We start from the raw sequence: 16968 nt of genomic DNA, 5'->3' as shown, positions 1-16968 counted from the left end.
ATACGAGTTCTAGCCCATGAAGCCCGCACCCGGCCCCCGCAACGCCCTGCCGCCAAGGACGATCACCGTATCGGGCCTGAGCTGCCGTCGTGGCGAGCGCCTGCTGTTCACCGGGCTGGATGTTGCCGTGCCGCCAGGCGAACTGCTGCTGCTGCGCGGCCCCAATGGCGTCGGCAAGACCACCCTGCTGCTGGCTCTCGCCGGCGTCGTCCGCCCGGAGGCCGGCAGCGTGGCCGTGACCGGCCGCGGCGAGGACGACCGGCCGGGGACTGACCTGCACCTGCTGGGTCACCAGTCCGCCATCAAGGCACGGCTGACCGTCGCGGAAAACCTGCAATTCTGGGCCGATCTCTTCGCCGGCGACCGCGCCCTCGTGGCCCCCTCGCTCGAAGCAGCGGGCCTCGCACATATCGCCGGGCTGGAAGCCGGACATCTTTCGGCCGGGCAGACGCGGCGGCTGGCTCTGGCCCGCCTGCTGGTCGCCGACCGGCCGATCTGGCTGCTCGATGAACCGACTTCGGCGCTGGATGCCGAGGGCGAACAGCTGGTCCTGCGCCTGCTCGATGCGCATCTCAAGCGCGGCGGCATCGCCGTGGCAGCCACCCATCACGACATCCACGTGCCGCCGCCCGCCAATGTGCGCACCCTGACGCTGGCGGCCCCATGAGAGCCTTTGCCGCCATCATCGTCCGCGACCTGCGCCTCGCCACCCGTATCGGCGGCGAAGCGCTGACGCTGGTGCTGTTCTTCGTCATGATCGGCGTTGTCGTGCCCTTTGCCATCGGCCCCGACTCGGCCCAGTTGAGCCGGCTGGCGCCGGGCATTGTCTGGATCGCGGCATTCCTCTCGATGCTGCTCGGCCTCGACCGATTGTTCCGGACCGACGAGGAGGACGGCTCGCTGCGGCTCTTCCGGCACTCCACGCTGCCGCTCGAGGCCCTGGTCGGCGCCAAGCTGATTGCCCACTGGCTGCTGACCGCCCTGCCGCTGATCCTCGCCTCGCCGATCCTTGCCGTGCTGCTGTCGATGTCGATGACCGACTGGCTGAACGCCGTGCTGTCGCTGCTCGTCGGCACGCCGGCACTGGTCGGCTTCGGCGCCCTGGGGGCCGCCGTGACGGTCAGCCTCAAGCGCGGCGGCCTGATTGCCCCGGTGCTCATCCTGCCGCTCTGCGTGCCGGTGCTGATCTTCGGGGTCGGCGCCATTTCCGGCCTCGGCAGCACACAGGCCATCATCTTCCTTGCCGCGATCAGCCTGCTGACCTGCGCCTTTTCGCCTCTGTTTGCCGCGCTTGCCTTGCGTGCGGGCGAGGACTAAACCGCTTCCATGTCACTCGATGTCGCGCCAAAAGCCAACTGGTTCAGCCGTCTCGCGCATCCGGGGCAATTCCTCGTCTGGTCGCGCTACCTGCTGCTGCCGATGGCTATCGGCACCGTGGCGCTGTTTGCGCTCGGCCTCTGGTTCGCCCTCTACAATTCGCCCGCCGACTACCAGATGGGCGACACCGTGCGGCTCATGTACGTACACGTGCCCACCGCCTGGCTGAGCCAGATGGTCTATGGCGTAATGGCTGTTGCCGCCTTCGGCACGCTGGTCTGGCGCCATCCGCTGGCCGACGTGGCCGCCAAGGCCGCCGCACCGCTGGGCGCCACCTTCACCGCACTGGCGCTCTACTCCGGCGCGCTCTGGGGCCGCCCGACCTGGGGCACCTTCTGGGAGTGGGACGGCCGCATGACCTCGACGCTGGTGCTGCTGCTGATCTATCTCGGCATCATCGCCCTCTGGCGCGCCTTCGACGACCAGCTCAAGGCCGGCCGCATCATCGCCATCGTGACGCTGGTCGGCGCGCTCAACATTCCGGTGATCAAGTTCTCGGTCGACTGGTGGCAGACATTGCACCAGCCCTCGAGCGTCATCACGGCCGAAGGGCCGCGCATGCCGGCTTCCATCCTGACGCCGCTGCTGCTTATGCTGGCGGCCTTCTCGCTGCTGTTCTTCCTGCTGCACATCATCTCGATGCGCACCGAGGTGCTGCGCCGCCGCGCCACCAGCCTGCAGCGCCAGGCCGCCATGAGCGCGACGAGCGCGGCAAGCGCCGGCCGCCGTACCGGAGAAAGTGCATGATCGACCTCGGCCAGCACGCCGAATTCATCATCTGGGGCTATATCGGCGTCGCCGCCGGGACGCTGGCGCTTGTCGGCTGGGTGCTGTGGCAGAGCCGACAGGTAGCAGCGCAGCTCAGGCGCCTGGAGGCCGCGGGCATCCGCCGCCGTTCGGACGAGACCGCCGCGTGACCCGTATCCTGCTCCTGCTGAGCCCGCTCGCCATCCTCGTGGCGCTGGTCGCCATCTTTGCCCTCAACATGAACCGCGACCCGTCGCTGATCCGCTCGGTGCTGCTGGACAAGCCGGCGCCGGGCATCACCCTTCCGGCCGTCGTCGAGACCGGACTGCACGGCCTCGACGATGCGCGGCTCAAGGGCCAGGTCAGCGTCGTCAACGTCTTTGCCAGCTGGTGCGTGCCGTGCCGCGCCGAACATCCGTTCCTCGAGGCACTGGCCGAGCAGACAGGCGTGCAGATGCTGGGCATCAACCAGAAGGACGCGCCGGAAAACGCCGCCGCATTCCTTCGCGAACTCGGCAATCCCTATGACGCCGTCGGTGCCGACAGCGCAGGCCGGATCTCCATCGACTGGGGCGTGTATGGCGTGCCGGAAACCTTCGTGGTCAACCCGGACGGCATCATCACCTACAAGCATGTCGGCCCGATCGACGCCGGATCGCTGCCCGAGGTGATTGCCGCTGTCGAACAGGCCAGATCCGGCCAAGCGGACAAGCCGGCACCCTGACCGGATGCCGCAAAAGAAAAACGCCCGCCTGTGGGGGACAGGCAGGCGCTAGAACGACTGTGCATGAAAAGGGCGGCTGACACTCGGGCATCATGGTTTGGGGGCTCGGTCAGCCCGCTTGCCAGCCGCTGGAGGCAATGCTGAACTTTTACGCGTGCATTCTGGCGCAACGAGGGACGGATTGTGACCAGATTGCGGAATCTGCTGCGCACGACTTCGTCTTTTTGCGGCCAATACTGCAAAGCCGGCCACCCGCCTTGCCATGGCGGGCAAATGCCGCAATCATGACACTCCTGTAACGGGACGAGCCATATGGCGGAAAAACCATCGCAGCGTGGTTCAGGCGAGCTCCTGGATTTCACGCCTGCCGCACCGGCCCAACCGGGCGGCCCCTCACGTGTGCCGCTCTTTGTCAGCTTTGACCGGGCCGAACTCAACGCCATCCTCAATCTCTATGGCCGTAAGGTCGCCAGCGGCGACTGGCGCGACTATGCCATGGACTTCCTGCGCGACCGGGCGGTGTTCTCGATCTACAAGCGCAGCTCGGAGCGGCCGTTCTTTGTCGTCGAAAAAATCCCCAAACTGCGCAACAAGCAGGGCCAGTACATGGTCACCAGCCAGGAAGGCCGCGTGCTCAAGCGCGGCCACGAACTGGCCAACGTACTGCGCGTGCTGGAGCTGGCAGTGGTGAAGTGATCACGGTCCGCATGGCCGAGGCCGCAGATGCACTGGCGATGAGCCGGGTTATCGTCGCTTCGATTACACAATTGTGCGCCGCCGATCATCGGAACGATCCGGCCGTCATTGCCGCCTGGACCCGAAACAAATCGCCGGAGTCGATCTCCGTTTGGATCGCGGATCCGCAAAAGCATGTGCTGTTGGCTGAAGCGGCCGGTGGGATAGTCGCCGTCGGTTGCCTGAACAGTGCAAGCGAGATCGGTCCCAACTATGTGGATCCGACCCATCGGTTCGCTGGCGTCAGCACGCTCATGCTGGCGGCACTCGAGGACGCCATGCGCGCCCGCGGCACAACCCTTGGCCTGCTGACCAGTACCTCGACAGCGCATCGCTTCTATCTATCGAGGGGCTGGACGGACACCGGTCCCGCGCAGCTGGAAGGAACGGTTGCGAGCTACCCAATGAGCAAGGCGTTGTAGCCTGCCACCCTACCGCTTACGGGCCACGAAGACCGCCATCTCCTTCTTCGTCTCCAGCACGCCGTTGCCCGCGCTGAAAGCCGCGTCGATGGCCGTGCGGAAGGCAGCGAGCTGGCTTTCCGAGGCGCCGTCGCCCGGCGGGTAGGAGGTCAGGGCCATGTAGACCACTTCGGGGTCGGTGATGCGCAGGCTGGCGGGGTGCTCGTGCTGTTCGACGGCGTCGAACTGCGCCCCGAGCAGGTCCATCGCCTGCGCGTAGCCGAAGGCGGCGGCGACCGGCTCCTTGCCGTCCGCGCCGAAGGCCGTGGTGAGGGCGTAGAGTTCGCGCGTATTGCCGGCGCCATTGGTGGTGACGACCAGCCGGCCGCCGGGCTTCAGCACCCGGTGAAACTCGGCGATTGCCACCGCCGGATCGGGCACGTGATAGAGCATGTGCATGGCAACGACCGTGTCGAAGCTGGCGTCGCCGAAGGGCAGCTTGACCGCATCGGCCTCGACGCCGGTGACCTGCCAGCTGCGCAGAGCGGCGCAGCGTTCGCTGGCTTCCTTGACCATGCCGGCTGAACTGTCGGCCAGCGTCAGCGCGACCTTTTCCGGCAGCGCGGCAGCGACGGTGGCCCAGAACCAGCCCGGGCCGCAGCCGATATCGAGCACCTTGCTGCCCTCGCCGAGGTCGAGCCGGGCGGCCACCCACTCGAACCAGCCGCCATCGGCGACTGTGAAATCCCGGTGCAGCCTGGCTCGGGCCGCAAGCTTCTCACTGGTGCTGTATTGCGTGGAGAGGCCTGCGGAGAGCACGGACATGATCAGAGCGCCTTTTGCAGATGCACGACGTCGAGCCAGCGGTCGAACTTGAAGCCGACCGCATCATAGTGGCCGACCTTGCGAAAGCCCATCTTTTCATGCAGGCGGATCGAGTTGGCGCGCTCCCCGGTAATGACCGCCAGCATCTGCGTGAATCCGGCGGTCTTGCTGGCCACCAGCAGGTTGGCCAGCAGCTTGCCGCCGATCCCCTGCCCGATGGCATCGGGCGCCAGATAGATCGAGTCCTCGCAGGTGAAACGGTAGGCGGCGCGGGGGCGGTAGAACGAGGCATAGGCGTAGCCGATGGTCGTGCCGTCCACCTCGCCGATGATCAGCGGATGGCCGAGATCGACCAGCTTGCCGAAGCGCTCGGCCATGGTCGCCTCGCTCGGCGCCTCGGTTTCGAAGGTGATCACCGTCTCGTCGACATAGTGCCGGTAGATTGCGGTTATCGCCGGCACGTCACGCCATTCGAAGGGACGGATAATCAGATCACTCATGTGGCACCGGGCAAAGCAAAGGGCTGCGACCTATCTAGATCGCAGCCCCGCCAGACGTCCAATCAGACTTGCTGATTGCAGCTATTGATTACTCGCGGTTGCCGAACAGCCGGAGCAGCATCATGAACAGGTTGATGAAGTCGAGATAGAGGTTCAGCGCGCCCATGATGGCGCCCTTGGCCAGGATCTCGGCGCCATGACGCTCGTCATAGCTTTCCTTGATCTTCTGCGTGTCATAGGCGGTAAGGCCGACAAAGATCAGCACGCCGACGGCGGAGATGGCAAATTCCAGCATCGAGGATGCGAGGAAGATGTTGACCACCGAGGCGATGATCAGGCCGATCAGGCCCATGATCAGGAAGTTGCCGATCGAGGTCAGGTCACGCTTGGTCGTGTAGCCGTAAAGGCTCATCGTGCCGAAGGTCGCGGCGGTGATGAAGAACACCTTGGCGATCGAGGCATCGGTGTAGACCATGAAGATCGACGACAGCGACAGGCCCATGACGGCCGCGAAGGCCCAGAACACACCCTGCGCGGCAGTCACGCTCAGCTTGTTGATGCCAAAGCTCAGCACCAGAACGAAGGCCAGCGGCGACAGCGCAATCACCCACATCAGCGGGCTGGTATAGAGCAGTTCGCCCCATGCGGTCAGCTGCCCGTCGGTGACGGCAGCCTGATTGGCAAACCAGGCCACCAGCCCGGTCACCACCAAGCCGATGCCCATGTAGTTGTAGACCTTGAGCATATAGCTGCGAAGGCCCTCATCGATGGCCGCGGCGCTTCCGGCCCGCGCGGCGGCGATAGTCGGTCGGTCGAATTCAGCCATTTAGATCCCCTTCCTGGCAACACAAGGCGCCATGCCCACGGCATGCAACGCGTTGGCTCACAATATGGCGCGTCCTGCCAACAATACAAGGGAAAGCGGCGGACCTAACGCAAGCGTAATGTCGCAGTGAGCGAGGGGGTTAGCGGGGTTTTCCGATTCATTGCCCGCACTGGCGGCGGGCTTGCCCGTGCAAAGCCCGATCAGGCGCCATTGCGGCGCAGATCGGATGCGGTTTACGGTCGTCGTGCGGGTGTCACGAATCGCGTTGAAAAACGCGACATGAGAGGAGGGTCGGATCTTGCCCAGACTCTTTACCGGTATCGAAATCCCATCCCAGGTGGGGTTCATGCTCTCGCTCAAGCGCGGCGGCCTGCAGGGCGCCCGCTGGATCGATCCCGAAAACTATCACATCACGCTGCGCTTTATCGGCGATGTCGATCGTCCCACCGCCAACGAGGTGGTCGACGGCCTCGACCGGCTGGCCGAGAGCGAGGCCTTCAGCATCAGGCTCAGCCACCTGGGCGCCTTTGGCGGCGACAAGCCGCGGGCGCTCTATGCCGGGGTCGAGGCCAATGGCGCGCTGGCGCATCTGCAGGCCAGCCAGGAGCGGGTGCTGCAGCGGCTCGGTCTGGCGCCCGACGGCCGCAAGTTCGTGCCGCATGTATCGCTAGCGCGGCTGCGCGGCTGCAGCGCCGGGGAACTGGCGCGCTTTCTCGCCATGGCCGGGCGGTTCGAGCCGCTGGAGTTCCCGGTCAAGCATTTCGTGCTCTATTCCAGCCGCGATTCCGTCGGCGGCGGTCCTTACCGCATCGAGGAGACCTATCCGCTGGCCGCCTGAGCCAGAAATTAACTTTTGCTTTACCCTGGCAGGGCAAACACGAACGCAGTTGATGTGGCGCGCCAAAATGCCGTCACGATTGCCGCTATGGTCGTCAATTAATTCAAATGCATCGGCCCGAAACCGCTTGGTAACCATAACCCGGCACAGTGGACGGCGCAGATGCCCGAGAGGGGCGACCTTCGGAAATAGGGATGCTTCGGCGATGACTTCGATTACCCGCACGCTCCTGGCCGGGCTGCTAGCCGGTGGCCTTCTGGCGACCCAGTTCACCGGACCGAGCTTTGCGCAAGCCGGCGGCGAGGCCGCGCAGATGGCCACGTTCAAGTCCTGGACTGCCTGGAAGGGCAAGGACAGCTCAGGCGACGTTTGCTACATTTCCAGCCAGCCCGAGAAATCGGAGCCGGGCAATGTGAACCGCAGCCCGATCCATTTCCTCGTCATCCATCGCAAGGGCATGGGCACCAAGAACGAGGTGCAGACGCTGATCGGCTATCCGTTCAACACCACCAATTCGGCGGCCTCGGCCACCATCGACGGCAAGAGCTATCCGATGGTCACCGATGGCGAAGGCGCCTGGCTGGCCGATACGGCCGGTGAAGCCGCCTTTGTCGAAGCGCTCAAGGCCGGCTCCACGCTGGTGGTCAAGGGCACCAGCCAGCGCGGCACGGTGACCACCGACACCTATTCGCTCAGCGGCGTGACTGCAGCGATGTCCGAGATCGACAAGGCCTGCGCCTGATTTCGGACGGAACTCCGACACTGCCGGCCTCGTTCCGGCAGTGGAAATGCTGACCGTGCCCTGCTAAGCACGGCAGCAGAACGAGGCTCCCCATGATCCGACGCGCCATTGCGCTCACTGCCGTGATTGCTTTTTCCATCGCCCCCGCGACCGCCCAGTCGGTGCGCTCGCTCGGCGACTATCGCGACTGGTCGGCCTATTCGGCCTCCGACGGCGCCGGTCCGGTGTGCTTTGCCATGAGCAAGCCGACCGATGTCAGCCCCGCGCCGGACGGCTATACCAGCGCCTATCTCTACCTGACCCACCGGCCGGCCGAGTCGGTGCGCAACGAGATGAACCTCGTCGCCGGCTTCACCTTCGCCCCCGACACCCCGGCGACGCTGACCATTTCTGGCGTCAGCTATGACCTCTTCACCGAAGGTGACGCCGCCTGGCTGCTCGATCCGTCGCGCAATGGCGACCTGGCGGGATCAATGCGGGCCGGCTCGACCATGACCATCGAGGCGACGTCCGACAAGGGCATCCGCATCGTCGAGACCTTCTCGCTGTCGGGCGCCACTGCCGCCTCCCGTGCCATCGAGTCGTGCTGACCCAGACCCGCTGATCCGGTCTGCCGACCTTTCGCCACGCGCAGGGCTGACCGCTTTCGCGGCGGCGCGGCTTGTGATAGGTGGGCGCCATCCTGATCTAAGACTATATTTGCTGTCCCCCTGCCGGAGCCGGGCCTTATGAGCATTGCTCTCAACCTCGACCATGCCGCCAATGTGGCGCGCGCGACCACGCCGCAGCGCCGCTCGCTGGTGGGCCTTGGCCGCAGCGACCTGCGCGACACGCTCATGGGCATCGGCCTCGACGAGCGCGAGGCGAGGATGCGCGCAAGCCAGCTGTGGAACTGGATGTATGTGAACGGAGTCACCGACTTCGACCGCATGACCAATATCCAGAAGGGCTTCCGCCAGAAGCTGGCCGACAATTTCCTGCTCGACCGGCCCGAGATCGTGACCGAGCAGATCTCGATCGACGGCACCCGCAAGTGGCTGTTCCGCTTCCGCGACCCGCAGAACCCCAACCTGCCGCCGGTCGAAGTGGAAACCGTCTACATCCCCGAGGATGACCGCGGCACGCTCTGCATCTCCAGCCAGGTGGGCTGCACGCTGACCTGCTCGTTCTGTCACACCGGCACGCAAAAGCTGGTGCGCAACCTGACGGCCGGCGAAATCCTCGGCCAGATCCTGATGGCGCGTGAACGCCTCGGCGACTTCCCTGGCGGCAGCCGTCCCGATGATGGCGGGCTGGTGCCGGCGCCGCGCGGCTCGGGTGGCTCCGAGGGCGACAGCCGTGCCATTACCAATGTCGTGCTGATGGGCATGGGCGAGCCGCTCTACAATTTCGACAACGTCAAGCAGGCCATGCTGATCGCCCAGGACGAGGCCGGCATTGCCCTGTCGCGGCGCCGCATCACGCTGTCGACGTCGGGCGTCGTGCCGCAGATCGGACCGGCCGGCCGCGAGATCGGCGTCATGCTGGCGATCTCGCTGCATGCCGTGCGCGACGACCTGCGCGACATGCTGGTGCCGATCAACAAGAAGTGGCCACTGGCCGAACTGATCCAGGCCTGCCGCGACTATCCCGGGCTCTCCAATGCGCGCCGCATCACCTTCGAATATGTGATGCTCAAGGACATCAACGATTCCGACGCCGATGCCCGCGAACTGGTGCGCTTGCTGGCCGGCATTCCGGCCAAGATCAACCTGATCCCGTTCAACCCCTGGCCCGGCACCAATTACGACTGCTCGAGCTCGTCGCGCATCGAAAAGTTCGCCGATATCGTCAACCGCGCCGGCTACGCCAGCCCGGTCCGGACGCCGCGTGGCCGCGACATCTTTGCCGCTTGCGGCCAGCTCAAGTCGGAAACCGAACGGCTCACCAAGGCCGACCGCGAGGCGCTGACGGGTGCCTAGCCTGACCGCTATCGGCTTTGATGCCGACGATACGCTCTGGCATCACGAGCGCTATTTCGAGCTGACGACGGCCCGTTTCGTCGAGCTGCTCAAGCCCTATGCCGAGCCGACGCACCTGGTCGAGCACCTGCACGCGGCCGAAAAGCGCAATGTCCTGCACTATGGCTTCGGGGTGAAGGGCTTCATGCTCTCCATGGTCGAGACCGCCATCGACGTGACCGATGGCAAGGTGCCGGGCAGTGTCATCAAGGACATTCTGGCCGCCGGCCACGACATGCTGCAGCATCCGGTCGAGGCCTTTCCCGGCGTCGAGGAGACCCTGCAGCAGCTGACCGCCAGCCACACGCTGATCCTGATCACCCGCGGCGACCTGTTCGACCAGGAGCGGAAGCTCAATGCCTCGGGGCTGGCGCGCTATTTCGATGCCATCGAGATCGTTTCGGACAAGACCGCGCCGGTCTACCGCCGCATCTTTTCGCGCCATGGCGAAGGCGCCAGCCGGGCCATGATGATCGGCAATTCCATGCGCGCCGACGTCGTGCCGGCGCTCGAGGCCGGCGCCTGGGGCGTGCACGTGCCGTCGGAGCATGTCTGGGCCCTCGACCTGCATGACGATCCTCAGGACGCGAGCCATTTCCGGCGTTTCGACAAGATCATTGATATCCTGCCGCTGATTGCGGAAATCGGCTGAGCTTGCCCCGAGCGGTGGCCGCGCCTAGATTTCCCGGAGGCGCGGTGCCGACACGGCACGTCTGACTCGATGACCGGCGCAACCGGCCCCACGCCAGGGGCTGCGCCCGCAGGGGAACACCCCATGCCGATCACCCTCAAGCGCCTGTCGCAGGGCGACGACGCGACGTTCAACACCATCGCCTCTGGCGTCTTTGACGCCCCGGTGCAACCCGAACGCCTGCGGCACTATCTGGCCGATCCTGGCCATCTGATGCTGCTGGCACTCGATGCCGGGCAAGTGGTCGGGCAATGCGCCGCGGTGCTGCACCGACACCCCGACAAGCAGACAGAGCTTTATATCGATGAGGTCGGCACGGCCGACAGCCATCTGCGCCAGGGCATCGCCACGGCACTGATGGCCGAGATGTTTGCCTGGGGCCGCGAGTTAGGTTGTGAGGAGGCCTGGCTCGGCACTGAAATCGACAACACCGCTGCCAACGCCCTCTATCGCAAGCACGCGCCGGCCGAGGACGAGGCGATCCAGTATTACCTGTTCAGGTTGTGATGGAGCGGGCCGGATCCTCGGGTCGAGCCCGAGAATGACGGGGGTTGCGGGTGCCGGATCCGGCGCCTCAGCTCTTGCGCGGCCGTGACGTCGACGGACGGGCGCGGGACTTGATGGCCGGGGCGCGGGGCCGTGTGGAGGCCGGACGGCGGGGTTCCGGCGCGGCCGGAGCCGCCGCTGTCGCCGTCGCCGGCGTTTCCTCGGCCACCCATTCGAGCTTGTGGCGACCCTGCCCTTCGTCGCCGAAGAGTCGCGCCAGCGCCGGCAGCAGCACGCGCAGCTCGGCTTCCAGCGTATATGGCGGATTGACGATGATCATGCCGGTGCCGTGCAGCCGCGGCGGATTGCTGGCCGGACGGATGCTGATTTCGGCCCGCAGGATCTTCGGGATGCCGGTGGCCCGCAGGTTCGAGATGAAATCGTGTACCGCCCGCGTGTCCTTGAGCGGATACCAGAGCGCAAACACGCCCGTGGCGAATTTCTTGTGGCCTTTCACCAGCCCGTCGAGCAACCGGTCGAACTCGCCGGGCTCCTCGAAGGGCGGATCGACCAGCACCAGGCCGCGCTTTTCCTTGGGCGGCAGGTGGGCATTGAGCGCCAGCCAGCCGTCGAGCGTGATGATCCGCGCCTGGATGTCGCCGGCAAAGAGCTTGGAGAGCGCCCAGCCATCCTCGGGATGCAGTTCCAGCGCCTCCAGCCGGTCCTGTGGCCGGAACAGCTGCCGCACCAGCCAGGGCGAACCCGGATAGGTCTTGAGCTTGCCCGGGTTTTCCGCCTTCACCACGTCCAGATAGGGCGCCACCAGCTCCTTGGCCTTGGCCGGCAGCTCGGCCTCCAGCAGCTTGCCGATGCCATCCACCCATTCGGGCGAGCGCTGCGCCTCCGACGAGGTCAGGTCATAGCGACCGATGCCGGCATGCGTGTCGATGACCCGGAAGGCGCCGGGCTTGAGCTTCATGTATTCGACCAGCCGGGTCAGGATGATGTGCTTGACGACATCGGCGAAATTGCCGGCGTGGTAGGCGTGTCTGTAGTTCATCTAGTGCCTCGCCTGAGCCGTGAGAATGACAGCTGCAAAGCTGGTGAAGACGGCCGCAAAGCCCCAGTTCAGAGCCCGTTCGACCCAGCGGCTGCGCTTGAACGCTGCCGCCAGCCATTCCGCCGCGAGCACGATGGCAAGTCCCACCGGCAATGACAGCAGCACGAACTCGGCACCCAGGAACAGCAGCTTGCCGGTGGCCATCGGATCGTGCGCCTGCACGAACTGCGGCAGGAAGGTCACGAAGAACAGCACCACCTTGGGATTGAGCAGATTGATGCCGACCCCGGCAATGTAGCTGTCGAGGAGGCGCGGCGTGCGCCGGGCCTTGTCGGCGATGCGCAGCCCGCCCCCATGCATGATGGCCAGCCAGGCCAGCCAGATCAGGTAGATCGCGCCACCGATCTTGAGCGCCAGGAAGGCCGGCGGGGCGGCGAGGATCAGCACCGAGATGCCCAGCGCCACCAGCGTGGTATGGACCAGGATACCGGTCAGCGCACCGGCAAGGGCGACGAGGCCATGCGCCCGGCCATAGTTGATCGCCCGGCTGAGCTGCAGCGCCATGTCCGGCCCCGGCGTCGCCGCCAGCACCAGCGTGGCCACGGCAAAGGCGAGAAGAACGGTCAGATCGGGGACGAAAGCGGGCATGTCTGGTTCCGGCTGGGATGTGCCACGGCGCCTCAGACGAGAGGCAGCTCGTAGCTTCGCTTGATGGTTTCCATCGGCACGTCGGTCTTGACGCTCTGCACGCTGGGGATCCGGGTCAGGTGGTCGGACTGGAAACGCCAGTAGGCATGGAGGTCTGCCGTCACCACTCGCATGATTGCATCGCACTCGCCAGTGGTCAGATAGCATTCCACCACTTCGGGGAACTTCCGCACTGTCTCGGCGAACTGGTGCGTGATGGCCGCATCCTGGGTCTTGAACCACACCCGGACGAACACTGTGAGCCCCAGTCCGGCCTTCGGGCCATTGAGCACGGCGACATATTGGTCAATGATCCCGGACTCTTCGAGCAGCCGCACCCGGCGCAGGCAGGGCGACGGCGACAGCCCGACCTCGTTGGCGAGATCGACATTGGAAATGCGGCCATTGCGCTGCAGGACCATCAGGATGCGGCGATCGACGGCATCGAGTTCGGCTGACATGAAAACTCTCGCTTGCACGGTTTATTGGCAGATCGTGCCAACGAATGCCTCATGCGTGAAGCAATCGCAAGATTATTGCGCTCGCTCTGGTGTATCGTGTCACCATAACAATGCGAAGGTGCATCTCAATGGCGTCTGAAATCAAGAAAGTGGTCCTCGCCTATTCAGGCGGACTGGATACCTCGATCATCCTGCGGTGGCTGCAGGAAACCTATCGTTGCGAGGTGGTGACCTTCACCGCCGACCTCGGCCAGGGTGAAGAGCTCGAGCCGGCCCGCAAGAAGGCCGAGATGATGGGGATCAAGGATATCCGCATCGAGGATCTGCGCGAGGAATTCGTGCGCGATTTCGTCTTCCCGATGTTCCGCGCCAACGCCCTCTACGAGGGTGTGTACCTGCTCGGCACCTCGATCGCCCGGCCGCTGATCTCCAAGCGGCTGGTCGAGATTGCCCAGGAAACCGGCGCCGACGCGATTTCGCACGGCGCCACCGGCAAGGGCAATGACCAGGTCCGCTTCGAGCTGACCGCCAATGCGCTGGATCCGGCGATCCGGGTCATCGCGCCGTGGCGCGAATGGGACCTGCAGAGCCGCACCAAGCTGCTCGACTATGCCGAAAAGCACCAGATCCCGATCGCCAAGGACAAGCGCGGTGAGGCCCCGTTCTCGGTCGATGCCAACCTGCTGCACACCTCGTCCGAGGGCAAGGTGCTGGAAGACCCCGCCGAGGAAGCGCCCGAATATGTCTACCAGCGCACCGTCGACCCGGTGCACGCTCCCGACGAGCCCGAAACCATCACCGTCGGCTTCGAAAAGGGCGACGCGGTGTCGGTCAACGGCCAGAAGCTGAGCCCGGCAGCGCTGCTCACCAAGCTTAATGAGCTGGGCGGCAAGCATGGCGTCGGCCGCCTCGACCTCGTCGAGAACCGCTTTGTCGGCATGAAGAGCCGCGGCGTTTACGAGACCCCGGGCGGCACCATCCTGCTGGCCGCGCATCGTGGCATCGAGTCCATCACGCTCGACCGCGGCGCTGCCCATCTCAAGGATGAGCTGATGCCCAAATATGCCGAGCTCATCTACAATGGCTTCTGGTTCGCGCCGGAGCGCGTCATGTTGCAGGCGCTGATCGACAAGAGCCAGGAGTTCGTCACCGGCGAGGTGACCCTCAAGCTCTACAAGGGCTCGGCCTATGTGACGGCGCGCACCTCACCCTACTCGCTCTACTCGATGGACCTCGTGACCTTCGAGGAAGGTGCCGTTGCCTATGACCACCATGATGCCGAGGGCTTCATCAAGCTCAACGGGCTGCGTCTGAAGACCTACGCAGCGCGCAACATGAAGATGAAATCCTAGAAATTGGTATGCTGCTGCCGCCCCGCCCGGAGCCGGGGCGGCAGCACCCCGCCGCCCTGCGGCACCCTGCCTGAAACAGCCCGCCCGCCTTAAGTCGCAGTTAAGTAACGGACTATAGTGTGACCCCATACTTTGGGCGTTATTCAGGTGGGGCGCTGGTTTTGAAGACCATACCAATTGACGGGCAGGCGGCGTCAGATGGAGCATTACTCCTCGACGCAGCCCTCCAGAACATTCCGTACGGATTCTGCGTCTGGTCGAGCGATTTCCGGCTCGTGATGTGGAACAAGCACTATCTCGAGATCTACGGATTTCCGGAAAGGCGCATCAGGAAGGGCATGACGCTGGCGGCGATCGTCAGGCTGTCGTCCGAACTGGGCAACCACCCTGACCAGGCCCCCGAAGAGTTTCTCGCCAGCTACAAGGCCGAACTGCTCAACAACCGCTCCGGCCTGCGGGCCAAGGTGCGCGAGCTGGTCGAAGGCGGCCGCACCATCGAGACCGCCCATGTCTATTCGCCCGGCCTCGGCTGGGTGGTGACGCATGAGGATGTCACCGAGGAAATCGCCTCCTCCGAAATCGTGCAGCGGCGCAAGCACGAGCTGGAAAAGCAGAACCTGCGGCTCAGCGCCGTGGTCGACAATATCAGCCAGGGCCTTTGCATGTACGATGCCAAGGGCCGGCTGGTGGTCTCGAATGCACCCTATGCCCGCATCTACGACCTGCCCGAGGACATGCTGCAGCCGGGCACCCAGCTCGAAACCATCCTCAATCACCTGTTCGAAAAGGGCATGGAGGCCGGCGGCGACCGCGACGCCTATATCCAGTGGCGCCGCGAGGTCATCTCGCGTGGCGAGTTCGGCAAGACCATCCACGAACTCAACGGTCGCATCATCATGATGCAGCACCATCCGATGAAGGATGGCGGCTGGGTCTCGACCCACGAGGACATCACCGAGCAGCGCCAGCAGGAGGCGCGCATCCAGCACCTGGCGCGCCACGATGCCCTCACCGAACTGCCCAATCGCAGCCAGTTCCTTGCCGAACTGCTGGACTGCGAGACCGATATCCGCCGCGGCGAGACGGTTGCCGTGCTGTGCGTCGATCTCGACGATTTCAAGCAGGTCAACGACACGCTGGGCCACGCCATCGGCGACAAGGTGCTCAAGCAGGCCTCGGCCCGGCTCTGGGGCTCGACCCGCGAGAACGACGTCCTCGCACGCCTTGCCGGTGACGAGTTCGCGCTGCTGCTGCGCAAGATCGACAGCCCCTCCGATGCCGCGGCCATCGCCGAGCGCATCACCAGCACCATGTCGCAGCCCTTCACCGTCGACGGCCACCAGGTGACCATCGGCGCCTCGGTCGGCATTGCCATGGGTCCGGCCAACGGCCAGACCGCCGACCAGCTGATGAAGAATGCCGACCTGGCTCTCTATCGCGCCAAGACCGAGGGACGCTCGACCTTTCATTTCTTCGAGCGCGGCATGGACGAGGCCATCCAGTATCGGCGCAGCCTCGAGGCCGGCCTGCGGCAGGCACTGGCCCGCAACGAACTGCGCCTGGTCTTTCAGCCGCTGGTCGGTCTGCAGCAGGGGCGCATCACCTGCCTGGAGGCGCTGCTGCGCTGGGACCATGCCGAACGCGGCGTCATCTCTCCGGTGGAGTTCATTCCGATTGCCGAGGAAACCGGCCTGATCATCCCGATCGGCGAGTGGGTGCTGCGCGAGGCCTGCAAGGCGGCAAGGACTTGGCCAACCGACGCCCGCGTGGCGGTCAACCTCTCCTCGGTGCAGTTCAAGAACAAGCACCTTTACGACACCGTGGTCGCCGCCCTTACCGACAGCGGCCTGCCGCCGACCCGGCTCGAACTCGAGATCACCGAGTCGCTGCTGCTGGCCGAGGACGAGCCGACGCTGGTGACCCTGCATCGGCTGCGCATGCTGGGCATCCGCATCTCGATGGACGATTTCGGCACCGGCTATTCCTCGCTGAGCTACCTGCGCTCGTTCCCCTTCGACAAGATCAAGATCGACCGCTCCTTCATCCGCGACCTGGAATTGCGCGGCGACAGTCTCGCCATCATCAAGGCGGTGATCGGCCTCGGCCATTCACTGGGCATGTCGACCACGGCCGAGGGCATCGAGACCGAGGAACAGCTGGCTGCCGTGCGCGAGCAGGGCGTCGACGAAGTCCAGGGCTTCCTGTTCTCGCCGCCGATCGACGGCAAGGCCGTCATCGAACTGCTCAAGGCGGAAAACCGGCCGAAACTGCGCCGCGTCAGCTAGTCCGCATCCACTGCCCGCCCGGACAGATAGTCGATATAGCGGTCGACCACCTCGCGGGCCCGCCGCAGGCAGGTCTCCGGGCCTTCGTCCACGGTGGCTTCGGCGACAATCGGCACGACCGGACCGCGTGGGCTCGAAATCCTGGCCGCGAACCGAACTCCGCCCGTCACGGCTATGCGGTAGCCCCGGTAAATCTCGTCGAGGGTGAAGTGGGTTTCATTCTCTTCCATG

Annotated in this window: 22 protein-coding genes; 15 read left to right on the top strand and 7 right to left on the bottom strand. The window is 65.0% G+C overall.

Annotated features, from left to right (window positions below):
• The first annotated feature begins 61 nt into the window (after positions 1-61).
• From ccmA to AC0L4C_RS05505, 7 genes are all read left to right on the top strand, one after another.
• Complete coding sequence (gene ccmA, locus AC0L4C_RS05535; protein ID WP_473403457.1) at positions 62-667, top strand: heme ABC exporter ATP-binding protein CcmA; 606 nt, start codon at positions 62-64, stop codon at positions 665-667.
• On the top strand, positions 664-1317 hold the full coding sequence (gene ccmB / locus AC0L4C_RS05530) for a heme exporter protein CcmB (RefSeq protein ID WP_473402625.1): 654 nt from the start codon (positions 664-666) through the stop codon (positions 1315-1317). Before ccmA ends, ccmB begins: the two co-directional genes overlap by 4 nt.
• A gap of 9 nt (positions 1318-1326) precedes the next feature.
• Positions 1327-2124, top strand: a complete 798-nt coding sequence (locus AC0L4C_RS05525) for a heme ABC transporter permease (protein ID WP_473402623.1) — start codon at positions 1327-1329, stop codon at positions 2122-2124.
• Positions 2121-2294 carry a heme exporter protein CcmD gene (gene ccmD / locus AC0L4C_RS05520; RefSeq protein ID WP_473402622.1) on the top strand — a complete coding sequence of 58 codons (174 nt, stop codon included), beginning with the start codon at positions 2121-2123 and terminating at the stop codon, positions 2292-2294. The genes AC0L4C_RS05525 and ccmD overlap by 4 nt, the downstream gene beginning before the upstream one ends.
• Positions 2291-2848 carry a DsbE family thiol:disulfide interchange protein gene (locus AC0L4C_RS05515; protein WP_473402621.1) on the top strand — a complete coding sequence of 186 codons (558 nt, stop codon included), beginning with the start codon at positions 2291-2293 and terminating at the stop codon, positions 2846-2848. The genes ccmD and AC0L4C_RS05515 overlap by 4 nt, the downstream gene beginning before the upstream one ends.
• Before the next feature lie 312 nt (positions 2849-3160).
• A complete protein-coding gene (locus tag AC0L4C_RS05510) occupies positions 3161-3544 on the top strand; it encodes a DUF2794 domain-containing protein (protein ID WP_473402620.1) in 384 nt (127 codons plus the stop codon).
• An 11-nt stretch (positions 3545-3555) separates the two neighbouring features.
• Complete coding sequence (locus AC0L4C_RS05505; protein WP_473402618.1) at positions 3556-4005, top strand: GNAT family N-acetyltransferase; 450 nt, start codon at positions 3556-3558, stop codon at positions 4003-4005.
• 9 nt (positions 4006-4014) lie between these two features.
• Here AC0L4C_RS05505 and AC0L4C_RS05500 read toward each other — a convergent pair whose 3' ends face one another.
• The 3 genes from AC0L4C_RS05500 to AC0L4C_RS05490 form a co-directional block, all read right to left on the bottom strand.
• Positions 4015-4809, bottom strand: coding sequence for a class I SAM-dependent methyltransferase (locus AC0L4C_RS05500; RefSeq protein ID WP_473402617.1), 795 nt, complete (start codon positions 4807-4809; stop codon positions 4015-4017).
• A gap of 2 nt (positions 4810-4811) precedes the next feature.
• Positions 4812-5309 (bottom strand): GNAT family N-acetyltransferase, encoded by a 498-nt coding sequence (locus AC0L4C_RS05495; RefSeq protein WP_473402616.1) that lies wholly within the window; start codon positions 5307-5309, stop codon positions 4812-4814.
• 88 nt (positions 5310-5397) lie between these two features.
• Entirely contained in the window at positions 5398-6135 is a 738-nt protein-coding gene (locus AC0L4C_RS05490) for a Bax inhibitor-1/YccA family protein (RefSeq protein WP_473402614.1), read from the bottom strand.
• Positions 6136-6433: 298 nt separating this feature from the next.
• On the opposite strand from AC0L4C_RS05490, the gene thpR reads away from it, so the two are divergent.
• From thpR to AC0L4C_RS05460, 6 genes are all read left to right on the top strand, one after another.
• Positions 6434-6973 carry an RNA 2',3'-cyclic phosphodiesterase gene (gene thpR / locus AC0L4C_RS05485; protein ID WP_473402613.1) on the top strand — a complete coding sequence of 180 codons (540 nt, stop codon included), beginning with the start codon at positions 6434-6436 and terminating at the stop codon, positions 6971-6973.
• 205 nt (positions 6974-7178) lie between these two features.
• Positions 7179-7715: an invasion associated locus B family protein gene (locus tag AC0L4C_RS05480; RefSeq protein ID WP_473402612.1), complete on the top strand. Its 537-nt coding sequence runs from the start codon at positions 7179-7181 to the stop codon at positions 7713-7715.
• A 92-nt stretch (positions 7716-7807) separates the two neighbouring features.
• Positions 7808-8305 carry an invasion associated locus B family protein gene (locus AC0L4C_RS05475; protein WP_473402611.1) on the top strand — a complete coding sequence of 166 codons (498 nt, stop codon included), beginning with the start codon at positions 7808-7810 and terminating at the stop codon, positions 8303-8305.
• Between the two features lie 138 nt (positions 8306-8443).
• Positions 8444-9676, top strand: coding sequence for a dual-specificity RNA methyltransferase RlmN (gene rlmN, locus AC0L4C_RS05470; RefSeq protein WP_473402610.1), 1233 nt, complete (start codon positions 8444-8446; stop codon positions 9674-9676).
• The gene (locus AC0L4C_RS05465; protein ID WP_473402609.1) at positions 9669-10367 is read left to right on the top strand and encodes an HAD family hydrolase; all 699 of its coding nucleotides are present in this window, start codon (positions 9669-9671) and stop codon (positions 10365-10367) included. Before rlmN ends, AC0L4C_RS05465 begins: the two co-directional genes overlap by 8 nt.
• 123 nt (positions 10368-10490) lie before the next feature.
• Positions 10491-10913: a GNAT family N-acetyltransferase gene (locus tag AC0L4C_RS05460; RefSeq protein WP_473402608.1), complete on the top strand. Its 423-nt coding sequence runs from the start codon at positions 10491-10493 to the stop codon at positions 10911-10913.
• Between the two features lie 67 nt (positions 10914-10980).
• Here AC0L4C_RS05460 and AC0L4C_RS05455 read toward each other — a convergent pair whose 3' ends face one another.
• From AC0L4C_RS05455 to AC0L4C_RS05445, 3 genes are read right to left on the bottom strand one after another with little or no spacing between them, the layout of a single operon-like run.
• Complete coding sequence (locus tag AC0L4C_RS05455; RefSeq protein ID WP_473402606.1) at positions 10981-11952, bottom strand: 23S rRNA (adenine(2030)-N(6))-methyltransferase RlmJ; 972 nt, start codon at positions 11950-11952, stop codon at positions 10981-10983.
• On the bottom strand, positions 11953-12600 hold the full coding sequence (locus AC0L4C_RS05450) for a LysE family translocator (RefSeq protein ID WP_473402605.1): 648 nt from the start codon (positions 12598-12600) through the stop codon (positions 11953-11955).
• A 32-nt stretch (positions 12601-12632) separates the two neighbouring features.
• Positions 12633-13100: an Lrp/AsnC family transcriptional regulator gene (locus tag AC0L4C_RS05445; RefSeq protein WP_473402604.1), complete on the bottom strand. Its 468-nt coding sequence runs from the start codon at positions 13098-13100 to the stop codon at positions 12633-12635.
• Between the two features lie 128 nt (positions 13101-13228).
• On the opposite strand from AC0L4C_RS05445, the gene AC0L4C_RS05440 reads away from it, so the two are divergent.
• Both AC0L4C_RS05440 and AC0L4C_RS05435 read left to right on the top strand, forming a co-directional pair.
• Complete coding sequence (locus tag AC0L4C_RS05440) at positions 13229-14452, top strand: argininosuccinate synthase (protein WP_473402603.1); 1224 nt, start codon at positions 13229-13231, stop codon at positions 14450-14452.
• Positions 14453-14571: 119 nt separating this feature from the next.
• A complete protein-coding gene (locus tag AC0L4C_RS05435) occupies positions 14572-16737 on the top strand; it encodes a sensor domain-containing protein (protein WP_473402602.1) in 2166 nt (721 codons plus the stop codon).
• Here AC0L4C_RS05435 and AC0L4C_RS05430 read toward each other — a convergent pair.
• Positions 16734-16967 (bottom strand): hypothetical protein, encoded by a 234-nt coding sequence (locus AC0L4C_RS05430; RefSeq protein WP_473402601.1) that lies wholly within the window; start codon positions 16965-16967, stop codon positions 16734-16736. The genes AC0L4C_RS05435 and AC0L4C_RS05430 overlap by 4 nt on opposite strands.
• Between the last annotated feature and the right edge of the window lies 1 nt (position 16968).

The sequence above is a fragment of the Devosia sp. J20-27 genome (assembly GCF_055808595.1).
Note: the sequence above shows the minus strand (reverse complement) of the source record. Positions and strands in the feature narration are given on the sequence as shown.

What these genes read in the sequence shown, in the direction of transcription:
- ccmB (WP_473402625.1), top strand. Translation starts at nt 664, where the DNA reads ATGAGAGCCTTTGCCGCCATCATCGTCCGCGACCTGCGCCTCGCCACC.
- AC0L4C_RS05525 (WP_473402623.1), top strand. Translation starts at nt 1,327, where the DNA reads ATGTCACTCGATGTCGCGCCAAAAGCCAACTGGTTCAGCCGTCTCGCG.
- ccmD (WP_473402622.1), top strand. Translation starts at nt 2,121, where the DNA reads ATGATCGACCTCGGCCAGCACGCCGAATTCATCATCTGGGGCTATATC.
- AC0L4C_RS05510 (WP_473402620.1), top strand. Translation starts at nt 3,161, where the DNA reads ATGGCGGAAAAACCATCGCAGCGTGGTTCAGGCGAGCTCCTGGATTTC.
- AC0L4C_RS05505 (WP_473402618.1), top strand. Translation starts at nt 3,556, where the DNA reads ATGGCCGAGGCCGCAGATGCACTGGCGATGAGCCGGGTTATCGTCGCT.
- AC0L4C_RS05500 (WP_473402617.1), bottom strand. Translation starts at nt 4,809, where the DNA reads ATGTCCGTGCTCTCCGCAGGCCTCTCCACGCAATACAGCACCAGTGAG.
- AC0L4C_RS05495 (WP_473402616.1), bottom strand. Translation starts at nt 5,309, where the DNA reads ATGAGTGATCTGATTATCCGTCCCTTCGAATGGCGTGACGTGCCGGCG.
- AC0L4C_RS05490 (WP_473402614.1), bottom strand. Translation starts at nt 6,135, where the DNA reads ATGGCTGAATTCGACCGACCGACTATCGCCGCCGCGCGGGCCGGAAGC.
- AC0L4C_RS05480 (WP_473402612.1), top strand. Translation starts at nt 7,179, where the DNA reads ATGACTTCGATTACCCGCACGCTCCTGGCCGGGCTGCTAGCCGGTGGC.
- AC0L4C_RS05475 (WP_473402611.1), top strand. Translation starts at nt 7,808, where the DNA reads ATGATCCGACGCGCCATTGCGCTCACTGCCGTGATTGCTTTTTCCATC.
- rlmN (WP_473402610.1), top strand. Translation starts at nt 8,444, where the DNA reads ATGAGCATTGCTCTCAACCTCGACCATGCCGCCAATGTGGCGCGCGCG.
- AC0L4C_RS05460 (WP_473402608.1), top strand. Translation starts at nt 10,491, where the DNA reads ATGCCGATCACCCTCAAGCGCCTGTCGCAGGGCGACGACGCGACGTTC.
- AC0L4C_RS05455 (WP_473402606.1), bottom strand. Translation starts at nt 11,952, where the DNA reads ATGAACTACAGACACGCCTACCACGCCGGCAATTTCGCCGATGTCGTC.
- AC0L4C_RS05450 (WP_473402605.1), bottom strand. Translation starts at nt 12,600, where the DNA reads ATGCCCGCTTTCGTCCCCGATCTGACCGTTCTTCTCGCCTTTGCCGTG.
- AC0L4C_RS05445 (WP_473402604.1), bottom strand. Translation starts at nt 13,100, where the DNA reads ATGTCAGCCGAACTCGATGCCGTCGATCGCCGCATCCTGATGGTCCTG.
- AC0L4C_RS05440 (WP_473402603.1), top strand. Translation starts at nt 13,229, where the DNA reads ATGGCGTCTGAAATCAAGAAAGTGGTCCTCGCCTATTCAGGCGGACTG.
- AC0L4C_RS05430 (WP_473402601.1), bottom strand. Translation starts at nt 16,967, where the DNA reads ATGGAAGAGAATGAAACCCACTTCACCCTCGACGAGATTTACCGGGGC.